Source organism: Rhodothermales bacterium (assembly GCA_039944855.1).
Lineage (GTDB): Bacteria > Bacteroidota > Rhodothermia > Rhodothermales > JANQRZ01 > JBBSMX01.
Window position 1 is genome coordinate 304,985 of the sequence record JBDUXZ010000020.1, and the last position, 13,691, is coordinate 318,675.

Consider the following 13,691-nt stretch of genomic DNA (forward strand, 5'->3'; position numbering starts at 1 on the left):
ACAGGCGCGTGAGACGAAAGGAATACGTGCATCGTCGAGGCATCGTAGGAGGCGCAAAGACACGCTACGTCGGTTCGCTACTCTCCGATCGCGGCTTGCTGAACCGTCCCAGCCGCGCCGTCGAGCGATGCCAGCACGGTTTGCGCTTCCGCTGCTGCCGTCGGGCTCTCGACGCGGAGGTGGTTGGCGAGGGAGAGTTGGAGGTGGCGTGCGGCCTCTGCCCGGTCGCCGGCGGCTTCGTAGATCCGCGCCGCGCGGTAGTGCACCATCGCGTCGCCCGTGTCGAGCCGCATCGCCCGCTCGATGTACGGAATCGCCTCGCGCGAGCGCCCGTTGTGGTGGAGCGCCCACGCATACGTCTCGTTCGCGTGGAGGTGGCCGGGCCGCCGCGCCTGCTGCTGTCGCGCCATTTCGAGCGCCTGCTCGACCTCGATGCCGTTGTCGAGCATGAAGTCGGCCTCTTCCATATCCACGATCTCTCCGAAGGCGCGGACGGCGGCGAAGTCTTTGCGGACGCCGTCGAGCGCCTTGTTCGCGGCCCGCTCGTCGCCGGCGGCGGCGAGGGCCTCGGCGAGCCCTTCGAGGTACTCGGCGCGCGGGGCCATGCCGTGCGCGGTGCGGTACTGCTCGGCGGCCCGCTCGTAATCGCCCGTGGCGAGGGCGGCGTGGCCGAGCCCGGCGACGGCGTAGGCGTAGTCCGGCCGTTCCGCGAGAATGCCCTTGAAGATGAACGCGGCGGTGTCGGGCTTGGCGTCGGCGAGGTAGAGCGTGCCGAGGGTGTAGAGCGCCCACGCGCGGTCGGCGTGTCCGCTCGCGCCGGCGTCGGCAGCGAGGCGCATCGCGGCGATCGCGCCGTCGGTGTCGCCGTGGAGCTCGCGGAGGTACGAAGCGCGGGAGTATGACGCGAGGCTAGGCTTGATGGCGAGCATCGCGTCAGACGCGGCGATCGCGGCGTCGTACTCCCCGAGTTCGACGAGGGCGTCGGCGAGGATGCCGTGGGCGTACGCATTCTGCGGATGCTGCGCGATCAGCCGCTCGGCGAGGTCGCGTCCGTCCTCGAACCGGTGGAGCTTGTTGAAGAGCGTGCCCTGCAACAGGAGGGCGTGGTAGTTATTGGGTTCCTGCCGGAGCGCGGCGGCGAGGGCCTCGCGGGCGGCGGGGATGTACTCGGCCTCGCGGCCCGTCGCGTTCGCCTGCTGGAGCAGGGCCTGCGCGAGCGCGACCCGACTCTGGACGTCGCGGGGCTCGCGGCGGAGCTTCTCGCGGTAGTAGGCGATGGACGCCTCGGCGTTGATGAACTCGGACGAGGGGAGGACCTCGCGCGGGCCTTCGGGGAGATCGGCAACGGGGGCCTGCTGGGCGTCCCAGAGCGAGTAGCCGGCGAAAGCCGCTGCCGCGACGAGCGCGACGAGGAGGAGGGAGCGGAGAGGGGATTTCATCACAGAAGGGGTGCGTGCAGAAGAGTGGGTGCGTCAGGTCACAACAACGAGCGAGCCGCCGCCCCTTCGATCCGGGGGAATCAGGGGCGGCGGCTCGTCGGTCCCCGTAGCCACAGCGTGCGCTACAGGAGAGGGAGGCTACCGGATGACGGTGGCCTTTTTCGTCGAGACGGGGCGGCCGTCCACGGCGAGGCGGTAGAAGTACGTCCCGCTCGCGAAGCGGCTCGCGTCCCACTCCACCTCGTAGGTGCCCTGCGGACGCGCGTCATCGACGAGCGTGTCCACGAGCCGGCCGCGGATGTCGTAGACGGCGAGCTGCACCGTGCCGGGCGAGGAGACGTGGTACTCCACGGTCGTCCGCGCGCCGAACGGGTTCGGGTAGTTCTGGTCGAGGATGAACCCCTGCGGCACGCCGACGCCGATGCCAGGCTCGGCGTTGACCGGGAACGGCGGCGCGTCGGCCGTCACGTCGCGGACGTAGTCGAAGCCGCGCTGCGGATTCGCGAGGTACGGGAAGTCGTCGCGGAGCGCGATGTCGTTCTTCGTCGGCCCGGCCACGAACGTCAGCTCGCTCACGAGCTGCGGCGAGGCGAGGTCGGAGTAGTCCCCGGCCGTCGCGTCGTCTTCCGGCAGCCCGACGGCGGCGAGCACGAGCCCGGCCACGGCCTGCAGTTCGATCGTCGTCACGTCATCCTCGAGGCGGCGGCCGTTCGGGAAGCCGTCCATGTGCGGGATGAACTCGAGCATCTCGCTCTCGTTGAACGGCGCGGCGGTGAGGCCGAGCGCGGCGGCGCGGATGAGGCCCTGGAAGGCGTACGTGCCGAACTCCTCCGTGCCGCGGTCGGTCGTCGGCGTGGCCATGTTGAGGCGGAGCATGTCGCCGCCCCAGAGCCCGCCGTCGGGCGTCTGCGTGATCGGGAGGAAGTTGTGGATGAATGGCTTGCCCGTCGAGAGCGGCCCGCCGTCTTTGCCCGTCGCGAGCTGGTACGGGACGGCGTTCGGGACGCCGAAGTAGAAGATGGGGAAGATGTCCACGAGGCGCGGCTTGCCGGGGGCGGCGAGCGCCGTCGGGCTGCCGTCGAACGTCGGCCGCGTCGGCACGGCGAAGGCCGTCCCGCTGAGGTCCACGCCCGCTGCGGCGACTTCCCACACGCCGTCGGCGCCGTTCGTGAAGTCGAGCCCGTTGTCGCCGTCGCCGTCGAGGTCACCGACCGCGGGGTACGAGTTCGTCTGGATCTCGAGGGCGTTGCTGAGGCCGGGCACGGCCGGGCCGAACTGCCCGTTGCCCATGTAGAGCCCGAGCTCGGGGTTCGCGAAGTACGTCACGAAATCCTGCTCGTCGGCGTCGTACGGGGAGATCGAGTTCCATCGGTCCTTCTCGCCGATCGGGACGATGACCTCGTTCGTCAGCGGCATCCCGAGGCGGGAGACCTGCACCCACGGCCCGGAGTACGTCGGCGCCGAGCCGTCAGACTGGAGCGTCCGAATCTGCGGGCGGCTGGCCGAGGCCCACACGCCGATCACGAAGTTCGGGTCGAGGATGTTCTCGGCCTGATCCACGCCGAGCCCGTCTTTCTGGAGGCTGGAGATCGGGAGGCGCAGGACGATGGCGTGCGTGTTGAAGCCGGCCACCTCGTCGCGGGCGTTGTTCGGGTTCGACGGGTCGTCGCCGAAGTCGCTGCGGAAGTTGCCCACGTCGAAGACGCCGCCGAGGTCGACGAAGAACGGGTCGTCGCGCGGACCGACGAAGACGCTGCCGCCATCGGCGGCGGTGACAGCCTGCTGCGTGAGGGCCTCGTACGACGTCCCGAGCCCGACCGTCCCGTCCTCGATCGACCGGGGGCCGATGTTGACCGGGGGCACGTAGCCGTCGGTGACGACGGTCTGGAAGGAGATCCCGCCGTCCGTGCTCTTTTCCATCGTGTACGTCGCCTTCAGGTTCTCCGCGCCGAGGCGGATCTTGAAGAACGTGGACGGGTCCTCGTTCTCGAGCTCGAACGTGAAGCGGTACGTGATGTCGTCAGTGGCGCTGCCGAGCGGACCGGCGGACGTCTGGTTCTTGACGTGGATCTCGTAGCGGACGTTCTCGCCGAAGTTGTGGTAGTTCGGCCCGCCGGACGGCAGTTCGAGCGGGATGTAGTTGGCGACGATGACGACGCTGTTGGCGTCGTTGGGGTCGCGGAAGGCGTAAACGTCGGTGTTGTCCGCGAGCGGGTCGCTGGAGATCAGCGGGGCTTCGCGGTGGCTGGAGGCGTCGGTGAAGCTCGGCGCGGCGAGGCCGACGGCGAGGAGCCCGACGATGGCGGCCACGAGGGCGAGCGCAGACCGTCGAGCGGAGGTAGCGGTAGACATGGGGAGTGGGGCAAGTGAGAGGTGCGGGAGCGTTCAGAGGGAGACTCGTTCGCGCTATGTCCCAAGAAACCAGGCGCTCGGCGGCCCCACAAGACCAACCGTTGTTCAACCTCTGCTCACCCCGCGCCCGCACTGCTCAGCGACTGCTCACGCAGGCAGCCTCGTCCCCACGACCTCCGTGGCCGGTCACCGTAGTCCCTAAAAACGCCTCCGCCGCGACCGGAGACTCCGGCGCGGCGGGACGTGCAAGCAGTGAGGAAGGATTTTCGTGTCGCTCGGTGTCGAGCGTGTCCCGAAGGACGGTCTCAATATACCGCGGCGGGGCGGTCGGTTCCCGATCAGTACCGCATCGTGACGGACTTCCGCTTCAACCGTCCGCTTCCGGTGGGTAGAGGCGGGTGCGATCAGAATGCCGGCCGCTCGCATGGTACGGGTGCTCCCAGAATATCTTTACTTCGTCGAGCACTCCCAGATTCTCCAGCAAGCTTGCGATTTCGTTGCGAGCGAAGTCAAGGTCTCGTAGTCGACACGTCAGCGATGGAGAGCTGAGATTTCCGAAGCTGATGCTTCCCATCTGTCCGGCTTCCTGCGTTTGGATGAGTTCCTCGATTGCAGCAGAGATCCCTAAATACTCCTGTCGAGCGCGCGAACGGGCTGCGTGAAACTCGATCCACACCTCGTACAGTCCCGACACGACGATGATGTAGACGCCCGTCTCTAAAAGGATCTCTGTGGCACGCTCGGCGGCAAACTCTGCGAAAGCTTCCTCTCGCTCGTCGTCACCAGGCAGGATGACGCTCACGACGGTCAGGTTGTCCGTTTCAGGGCTTGGCCCGATCCCCACCAATTCCACGTCCGGGTACCGTTCGCACACCTCGTTGAACAGCTCCTCCGCAGCTTGGTATCGCTCGTCAACGATCATTTCTCAACTCCTCGTGGATAGCGGTTACAAACGCTTCAGCTTTCCGTACACCTCGGGCTGCTTGCTTGGCAGTGACGCTCTCTGCTCTGTAGTCCGCCTTGTGTCTCAACGTCATCAAATCGAGCAGCGCGCCTTGCTTGCCGGGATATACTTTGCGTCGGTTAACAAGTTCTTCGGCGAAAGCAGCCTGAACTCGGTCGTGCTTGTCCTCACCGCGACCGATGCCCAATAACGCCGCACGCGCCGCCAAGTATGCAGCGTAGTAAGCGCGACTGACCGCGGCATCGTACAGCTCCTGTTTTAATAGAAGCTGTGCTGCCCGGAAGTTTTGGAGCGCTTTTGCGAGAAGCAGAGGTTGGTCGGAAGACACGAGCGGGATCGTCTAATACCGCATCGTGACGGACTTTCGCTTGAGCGCGCTCAGCCAGCGCGTGATGTCGATCCCCTTCGGGCAGGCCTGGACGCAGTTGAAGATGGTGTAGCACTTCCACAGCCCATCCTTCGAGTCCACGATCTCCAGCCGCTCCTCGGTCCCCTGGTCGCGGGAGTCGAAGGTGTAGCGGTAGGCCTTGAGCATGGCAGCGGGGCCGAGGTAGTCGGGATCGGCCCAGGTGCTCGGGCACGAGTGCGTGCAGGCGCCGCACATGATGCACTTCGTGGCCTCCTCGATGACGGCGTGCTGCGCGGGGCTCTGCTGGCGCTCCTTCTCCGGCGGCGGCGTGTGGTTGACGAGCCACGGCATCACCGCGCGGTACTTGTCGAAGAACCGCGTCTGGTCGACGACGAGGTCTTTGATGACGGGCGCGGCGGGGAGCGGCGCGAACGAGATCGTCCCGCCCTTCGCGCCGACGAGGTCCTGCACGAGGATGGAGCAGGCGAGCTTGTTCTCGCCGTTGATCTGCATGGCGTCGGAGCCGCAGATGCCGTGGGCGCAGCTCTTGCGGAACGTCAGCGTTCCGTCCACGCTCCACTTGATGTGGTTGAGGAGGTCGAGCGCCCGGTCCATCGGGTCGGCCTCGAGCTTGTACTCCTCCCAGTGCGGCTCCGTGTCCAACTCCGGGTTGTAGCGCTGAATCTTGACGGTGAGGTCCATGTACGAGGTGGGGCTGTGTGGACGTATGGAGGTGTGGAAGCAGAGGCGCGCGACCGCACGTCCCTACTCCCACACGTCCACACTTAATACTTGCGGACTTTCGGCTCGAAGCGGGTGATGACGACGCTCTTGTAGTCGAAGCGGTAGTCGCCGTTGTCGGCCCAGTAGAGCGTGTGTTTCAGCCAGTCATCGTCGAGGCGGTCGGTGTAGTCCTCGCGGAGGTGGGCGCCGCGGCTCTCGGTCCGGTGGTGCGCGCTCGCCGCGATCGACTCGGCGTAGTCCACCATGAACCCGATCTCGACGGCGTCCATGAGGTCCGTGTTGAACTTCACCCCCTTGTCGCCGACGACGACGTTCGCGGCGCGCTTCCGAAGCTCCTTCAGGTCAGCGAGGGCCGTCGAGAGCGTCTCGTCGTTGCGGAAGACGGAGACGTTCGTCATCATCGTCTCCTGCAGGTCGGTGCGGACGGTGACGGCCTTCTCGCCCGTCGTCCGCGCGAGGAGGTCGTCGAGCATCTTCCGCGTCGTGGCCTCGGGGTTCTCGGGGAGCGGGCGCTTCTTCTTCCCGTCGCGCCCGATCTCCTCCGCCATCGCGATCCCGGCGCGGCGGCCGAACACGACGAGGTCGAGGAGGGAGTTCGTCCCGAGCCGGTTGGCGCCGTGGACGCTGACGCACGCGCACTCGCCGACGGCGTAGAAGCCGGGGACGGCGTCGTTCTCGCGGTCCGGCCCGGCGACGACCTGGCCGTCGGCGTTCGTCGGGATCCCGCCCATCGCGTAGTGGCACGTCGGCGCGACCGGGATCGGCGTCTTGATCGGGTCGACGCCGAGGTAGACGCGGCTGAACTCGGTGATCTCAGGCAGCTTGTGTTCGAGCACGTCGCGGCCGACGTGGGTCATGTCGAGCACGACGTGGTCTTTGCCGTTGATGCCACGGCCCTCGCGGATCTCTTTATAGATGCACTGCGAGACCATGTCGCGCGGGGCGAGGTCCTTCACGGTCGGCGCGTAGCGCTCCATGAAGCGCTCGCCCTTGGAGTTGCGGAGGATGCCGCCCTCGCCGCGTGCGCCCTCGGTGATGAGGATGCCGAGCCGGTAGAGCCCCGTCGGGTGGAACTGCACGAACTCCATGTCCTCGAGCGGGAAGCCCCGGCGAAGCGCGATCGCGAAGCCGTCGCCGGTGCCGGCGTGCGCGTTCGAGGTCGTCTTGAAAGCCCGGCCGTAGCCGCCCGTAGCGAAGCAGACGATCTTCGCGTGGAAGGTGTGGACCTCGCCTGTGAGGATCTCATACGCCACGATCCCGACGACGGCCCCGTCCTCGTCCTTGATGAGGTCGAGCATCTGGAACTCGTCGTAGAACTTGACCTCCTTCTCGGTGCAGCGGTCGTAGAGCGTGTGGAGGATCGTGTGGCCGGTGCGGTCGGCGGCGTGGCAGGCGCGGCGGACGGGGGCCTCGCCGAAGTTGCGCGTGTGCCCGCCGAAGCGGCGCTGCGAGATCTTGCCCTCCGCCGTGCGCGAGAACGGGACGCCATAGTGCTCGAGCTCGATGATCGTCCGGGGCGCGTCCTGGCACATCTGCTCGATGGCGTCCTGGTCGCCGAGGTAGTCCGAGCCCTTCGTCGTGTCGAAGGCGTGCCACAGCCACGAGTCCTCCTCCTCGTTGCCGAGGGCCGCGCCGATGCCGCCCTGCGCCGCGCCGGTGTGGCTACGGAGCGGGTGGAGCTTCGAGACCACGGCCACGTCGGCCCCACCTTCGCGGGCGTAGAGCGCCGCCATCAGGCCCGCGCCCCCCGCACCGACGATCACGATGTCATGGGTAAAAGTCATGGCGTTGTCCGTTCAATCAGAGGTTCAGTCCCGCGACCGTCACCGAGTACGTCCCGATGACGAAGAGCACGAGCGCGACGCCCCACGAGAGCGTGATCGCCGCGGCACGGACCATGTCGTTACGGATGTAGTCCGTGAGGATGTTGTTGAGCCCGTAGAAGCCGTGGTGGAGGGCGAAGAGGAGGAAGAGGATGTTGAAGCCCTTCCAGAGCACGGCGTAGACGGGGTCCGCGAGGCGGAGCATGAGGATGTCGTAGGGCGTCGCGCCGCTGGCCTCGGCCGGCGGGTGCGTGGGGCCGGGGATGTCCTCGCCGTCGGGCTGCTGCGTCGGGATCACTCGGTTCTGGTCCGGGACGAGCTGGCGCGCCGCCTGCTTCCGGGCGCGGACGGCCGCGTTCGCCTCGTCAGAGTAGCGCGGGAGCACGCCCTCCTCGGCCTGCTCGGCCGAGACCACGTCGTGCGAGATGCTCGCCGTCGTGCGGTCGTAGTGCTGCACCCAGAAGTGGGTGATGAGGAGGAAGACGAGGAACGTGCCGGTGATCCGGTGGAGGAACCACTGGAAGGCGCTGGACCGGGCCGACTTTCCGTATTTGCTGGGCATAGTGGGTTGGATGTTGTGGGCTCGGGGTTGGGGGTAGTCACTCACAACCTCCCACCCCAAACCTCAAACCGACGCTACGAACCGAAGTACGAGACGAGGGCCGCGATGCTGGGGTAGCCGCCGACGATGAACAGGAGGGCGGCCACGCCGCCGAGCGTCCAGAACAGCTTCTGCTGGTTCGGGCTCCACCCGAGGAAGTCGATCAGCACGATGCGCAGGCCGTTGAGCGCGTGGTACACCACGGCCCCGAGGAGCAGGAACTCGCCGACCTTGAAGATGGGCGCGTGGTACTCCGTGATGAGGGCGTTGTACGCCGCCGGGTTCGTGATCGCCTTCAGCCCCCACACGTGGATCGCGAGGTAGCCGACGAGGGCGAGGCCGGTGAGGCGGTGGAGGATCCACGCGAACATCCCCGTGCGGATCTTGTAGCGGGTGAACGCCTTGGGCCGGTACTCTTGGACGGTGGAGGTGGGCATGGCGGGTAGCAGATTGGACGGAGCAACGCGGCGAGCAGGGACCACAGCCTGCTTTCACTTATTCCTGAAAGTAGGCTCAAACGTTCCTGCCGGGGTCGAAGTTACGGCGAAAGCCGGGACCCCGGAAGGTACGCGGTAGCCGCTCGCCGCGCCACATAAAGAGAGGGTGTGCCACCGGGCTGACCGGCAGCACACCCTCCGCAGCGAGACCCCAACAGCTAGCGGTCAGCGATCGGCGTGACGGTCTTGTCGCGCGGGCCGACGTACTCGGCGCGCGGGCGGATGAGCCGGTTCTCGGACCACTGCTCGAGCAGGTGCGCCGTCCAGCCCGTGATCCGGCTGATCGCGAAGATCGGCGTGAAGAGGTCGGGCGCGATGCCGAGGAGGTAGTAGACCGAGGCGCTGAAGAAGTCCACGTTCGGGTAGAGCCCCTTCGCGTCCTGCACCTGGTCCATCATCGTCTTCGACGTCTCGTACCAGTAGCGGTCGCCCTTTTCGTCGGAGAGGTCTTCGAGCATGTCGCGGAGGATGATGGCGCGCGGGTCGTACGTTTTGTAGACGCGGTGACCGAAGCCCATGATCTTCTCCTTCGCGTCGAGCTTCTCCTGCACGTAGACGGCCGGCGTCTTCCCGCTGGACTTGATGTCCTGCAATGTCTGCATCACCTTCACGTTCGCGCCGCCGTGGAGCGGGCCTTTCAGCGCACCGATGGCGCCGGTGACGGCGGAGTACATGTCCGAGAGCGTGGAGCCGATAACGCGGGCGGTGAACGTGCTCGCGTTCAGCCCGTGCTCGGCGTGGAGGACGAGTGCGGCGTCCATGATCGCCTCGGCGGCCTGGCCGGGCTCCTCGTCGTTGAGCATGTAGAGGAAGTCGAAGGCCATGCTGCCCTCGCCCTTCGGCGCGACGGGCTCCTTGCCCTGCCGGATGCGGTCGAACGCGGCGACGATCGTCGGCATCTTCGCCGTGAGGCGGATCGCGTTACGGTAGTTGGCGTCGGCGTCCTGGGACTCGGTGTCGGCGTCGAAGTCGGCGAGCATGCTCGTGGCCGTGCGGAGGGCCGACATCGGGTTGGCGTCCTTCGGCGTGTGGTGCCGGAGGTGCTCGATGACGGCGTCGGGGACGGCGCGCTCGGCGCGGAGCTGGGCGTTGAGTTCGTCGAGCTGGTGCTGGTTGGGGAGCTCGCCGTTCCAGAGGAGGTAGGCGACCTCCTCGAACGAGGCGTTCTTCGCGAGGTCCTTGATGTCGTAGCCACGGTAGAGCAGCTCGCCCTCCTGGCCGTTGATGTACGAGAGTTCGGTATCGAGCGCGACGACGCCTTCGAGGCCGCGGGCTTTGACGGGAGCAGAGTCTGCCATGAGGGGGATCAGCGTGTATCGGTGGACGGAGGCGACAGGAGCAGGCGGCGGAGCGACGGCGGGCGATCGCTGGCACGAAAAACATCGCTTCCTGAGTGCGTGTTTTAAGGGTAGAATATACGCGGGGGGTCCTGCCGGTCCGGGGAATTATGATTAAAAGGAAGCGCTTTCGGAGCGGCCGAACCGCGTCGAGGACACCGGAGGCGGGATCGCGCGTAGATGGCGCGAAGGCGGGGCGTCACGCCGACCGCTCGCGGTTGCGGACGGGCCTGCCGCGGGCGTAGCTTCCCGTGCTATCTCCCCCGAACAGATCGGCGGGAGATGACCCTTTTCCCGCGCTGCGTACGCGCCGCGCCGGACGTTCGGTTGAGCGCCCCGGCCCCCGCAGCCCCGCGCCGAGCCCGACGGCTGACCATCGCCGTGCTGGTTGCACCTCGGCAGGCCCTGGCGCACCACCCTCTTTTGCTCTGCTGAAGCTCCTCTCGTTTTGCTGACGCACCGCGTTTTTCAACTGTTCGCACGCCTGATCGGGACCGCGCTGGCCCGGCTCAGCCGCCTCGGCTCCGGCCGTGCCGGCTCGCCCCGCCGCGCGCGGCCGTCCCCCGTGCTCCCCGCGCTCCCCCCGACGCTGTCGGCGGTGGCCCCGGAGCCCGGTGCGGGACGGCACCGCCGTATCGGGCTGGCCCGCTCGGACCGGCGCTCGAGAGCGCCCTCCCGGCTCCCCGCCTCGCGGCGTGCGCCCACACCCACTTTTTATGTCCAAGGAAATCATCATCAACGTGACGGGAGAGCACTCCCGCATCGCCATTGTGGAAGACGGGGAGCTGGTGGAGCTCTACATCGAGAACCCCGAGAACGTCCGCACCATCGGTGACATCTACCTCGGCAAGGTGCGCCGCATCCTGCCCGGGATCAAGGCCGCCTTCGTCGATATCGGCCAGAAGCAGGACGCGTTCCTCCACTTCTCCGACCTCTCGGACAACCTCCAGGACCTCCTCGAACTCTCCGACGGGAAGGTGCTCGACTGGGCCTCGAAGCCGCTGACGAAGGCTCCGAAGCAGGACGAGTCCGGCGGCTCGGACCTCGAACTCGAAACGCCTGAGGAGCAGCGCGCCGCCCGCCGCCGCCGCGACCTCAACCGGACCCACGGCAAGGGCCGACGCGGCCGGGGTCGGAAGCAGGACGCGAAGCCCGAAGCGGATGCGAAGCCTGAAACCGAGGCGTCCGTCCCGTCGGAGCCGGCGAAGGCGCAGGATGCGAAGCGGTCGGAGGCGAAGCCCGAGAAGACGGGGCAGCGCCGGGCCGAGCGCGAGCGCTCCGAGTCCCGCCGGGGGCAGAGCCACGCCGAGCAGAGCCGGCACATGGACGTGGCCCCGCCGGAGCCGCCCACGAGCGTGGACCTGCCGGGCGCGCCGCCGCCGCTCCTCCCGCCCGACGCCGTCACGCCGCCGCCGCAGGACGCGCCCGCCGAAGTGCCCGCCGCCGAAGCGCCTGCCGCCGAGACCCGTTCCGAGACCGACGAGCAGCCCGCCCGCCCGAAGAAGCGCCGGGGACGGCGCGGTGGCCGCGGCCGCAACCGGGAGCGCGCGCAGCGCGATGAGCAGCAGCGTGACGACACGCAGCAGCAGGACTCGCCCACCGAGACGCAGAGCGAGGCGCAGGACGCCGACGCGACCTCCGCCGAGGCGGACGCCGAGCAGCGCTCGACGAAGCCGTCGCGCAGCCGAGGCGGACGCTCGCGAGGCCGGAAATCCACCGACCGCGACGACGCATCCCGTGACGAGCCCAACGACGGTGCCGAGGCGCAGGAGCCGGCTTCCGAGGAGTCCTCGCCCCGCCGGTCCACACCAGCCCGGCAGGAGAAGCGTTCGCGTCAGCCCGAAGCCGAGCGCGTGCCGGAGGCGAAAGCCGACGAGCCGAAGCCGAAGAAGAAGCAGAAAGCGGCGAGCACTCCGTCCCGCTCCTCGCGCTTCGTAATCGATCTCACCTCGAAGCCCGCCTCAAAGTCGCGCCGCGTCGACCGCGACGACATCGAGGAGGAAGAGGAGGAGGAAGAGAACAAGTCCTCCCGCAACCGCCGCCGCAGTGGGCGCCGCCGGAGTGGCCGCGGGCGCAGCGGCGCGTCCGCGAAGAAGTCCGACGGCGGAACCTCCGACAGCGGGAAATCCAGCGACGACGGTGCGGGCGGCGACGGGTCCTCGTCGAAGGGCCGCAGCAGCCGGTCGGGTCGCGACCGGGGCGGCCGGAGCGGCCGCTCGTCGTCGAACGGGAGCTCCGGCGGTAGCCGTCCCGAGACGTACCTCAAGCAGGACCAGAAGCTCGTCGTCAAGATCACGAAGGAGCCGATCTCGTCGAAGGGGCCGCGCGTCTCGACCGACGTGTCGCTCGCGGGCCGCTTCCTCGTCCTCATCCCGCAGGCCGACTACGTCGCCGTGTCGAAGAAGATCGAGTCGGCGAAGGAGCGGCGGCGGCTGCGCGCCCTCGCCCGGTCGCTGTTGCCCGAGGGCTTCGGCCTCATCGTCCGCACCGTCGCCGAGGAGCGCGACGCGAAGGCGCTCGACACCGACCTCCGGCTACTCCTCGAGAAGTGGCGGAAGATCGAGGACCAGCTCAAGGAGAAGCCGAAGCCGCCGAAGCCGCTCTACGAGGACGTCAACATGGTGTCCTCCATCATCCGCGACCTCTTCTCCGAGGACTACGACCGCATCGTCGTGGACGACCCGAAGGTGCACCGCAACGTGAAGAACTACGTGCAGGCCGTGGCCCCGCAGATGGCGGCGAACGTCGTGCTGCACAAGAGCAAGGAGCACGTCTTCCGCACGTACAAGATCGAGCGCGACGTCCGCGCCGCCTTCGAGACGCGCGTGCCGCTGCCCGGTGGCGGCTACCTCTTCATCGAGCACACCGAGGCGATGCACGTCGTCGACGTGAACTCGGGCCGCGCCGGGCGCGGGCTCTCGCAGGAGGAGAACTCGCTCCGCGTCAACCTCGAATCCGCCAAAGAGATCGCCAAGCAGCTCCGGCTCCGCGACCTCGGCGGGATCATCTGCGTCGACTTCATCGACATGCGCAGCCACAGCGCGCGGCAGAAGGTCTACGACGAGCTGAAGAAGCAATTCCGGAAGGACCGCGCCGTCACGAAGCTGCTCCCGATGTCGGACTTCGGCGTCGTCGAGATCACGCGGCAGCGGCTCCGTCCGAGCATCACGACCACGACGAACGTCGACGACCTCCCGCCGCTCGAAGACCTCCCGCTCCCCGAGCCGCAGCAGGCCGCCGCGCCCGCCGCCTCGGCCGAGCCCGCCGGTCCGGCGCCGACGGCCACCGAGGTGATGGAGAAGCTGGAGCGCTGGCTGTCCACGTACCGGGCCGAGGTGCAGGAGCAGCACCGGAAGCGGCCGATCCTCCTCCGCGTCCACCCCTTCCTCGCGGCGTACCTCGACCGCGGCATCCCGAGCACGCTCACGCGTTGGCGCTTCCGCACCCGCCTCAAGTTCCGGCTCGACGTGGACGAGGCGGCCGACCCCCTCGGCTTCGCCGTCCTCGACGAGAAGTCGGGCAAGAACCTCACGCGGAAGTACGACGTGGACGGGCGGGCGGAGGCATAGCGACGAGCGAACGCGA

At 67.9% G+C, this 13,691-nt stretch carries 10 protein-coding genes; 1 reads left to right on the forward strand and 9 read right to left on the reverse strand.

The genetic code is table 11. The annotated features are described in order from the left end of the window. Positions 1-77: 77 nt before the first annotated feature. The 9 genes from ABJF88_10385 to ABJF88_10425 all read right to left on the reverse strand — a co-directional run bounded on the left by ABJF88_10385 (position 78) and on the right by ABJF88_10425 (position 10,067). Complete coding sequence (locus ABJF88_10385; GenBank protein MEP0547328.1) at positions 78-1,439, reverse strand: tetratricopeptide repeat protein; 1,362 nt, start codon at positions 1,437-1,439, stop codon at positions 78-80. 138 nt (positions 1,440-1,577) lie between these two features. Further along, on the reverse strand, positions 1,578-3,791 hold the full coding sequence (locus tag ABJF88_10390; protein MEP0547329.1) for a DUF4331 family protein: 2,214 nt from the start codon (positions 3,789-3,791) through the stop codon (positions 1,578-1,580). Between the two features lie 367 nt (positions 3,792-4,158). Beyond that, on the reverse strand, positions 4,159-4,713 hold the full coding sequence (locus ABJF88_10395; protein ID MEP0547330.1) for a hypothetical protein: 555 nt from the start codon (positions 4,711-4,713) through the stop codon (positions 4,159-4,161). Then, positions 4,703-5,083, reverse strand: coding sequence for a HEPN domain-containing protein (locus tag ABJF88_10400; protein MEP0547331.1), 381 nt, complete (start codon positions 5,081-5,083; stop codon positions 4,703-4,705). The genes ABJF88_10395 and ABJF88_10400 overlap by 11 nt, the downstream gene beginning before the upstream one ends. 12 nt (positions 5,084-5,095) lie before the next feature. Beyond that, the gene (locus ABJF88_10405; protein ID MEP0547332.1) at positions 5,096-5,806 is read right to left on the reverse strand and encodes a succinate dehydrogenase iron-sulfur subunit; all 711 of its coding nucleotides are present in this window, start codon (positions 5,804-5,806) and stop codon (positions 5,096-5,098) included. An 83-nt stretch (positions 5,807-5,889) separates the two neighbouring features. After that, the gene (gene sdhA, locus ABJF88_10410; GenBank protein MEP0547333.1) at positions 5,890-7,632 is read right to left on the reverse strand and encodes a succinate dehydrogenase flavoprotein subunit; all 1,743 of its coding nucleotides are present in this window, start codon (positions 7,630-7,632) and stop codon (positions 5,890-5,892) included. Between the two features lie 16 nt (positions 7,633-7,648). Continuing rightward, on the reverse strand, positions 7,649-8,233 hold the full coding sequence (locus ABJF88_10415) for a succinate dehydrogenase (protein ID MEP0547334.1): 585 nt from the start codon (positions 8,231-8,233) through the stop codon (positions 7,649-7,651). Between the two features lie 74 nt (positions 8,234-8,307). Next, entirely contained in the window at positions 8,308-8,709 is a 402-nt protein-coding gene (gene sdhC / locus ABJF88_10420; protein MEP0547335.1) for a succinate dehydrogenase, cytochrome b556 subunit, read from the reverse strand. Between the two features lie 218 nt (positions 8,710-8,927). Further along, positions 8,928-10,067 (reverse strand): citrate synthase, encoded by a 1,140-nt coding sequence (locus tag ABJF88_10425; protein MEP0547336.1) that lies wholly within the window; start codon positions 10,065-10,067, stop codon positions 8,928-8,930. Between the two features lie 755 nt (positions 10,068-10,822). Here ABJF88_10425 and ABJF88_10430 point away from each other — a divergent pair. Continuing rightward, entirely contained in the window at positions 10,823-13,675 is a 2,853-nt protein-coding gene (locus tag ABJF88_10430; protein ID MEP0547337.1) for an Rne/Rng family ribonuclease, read from the forward strand. Positions 13,676-13,691 lie beyond the last annotated feature (16 nt).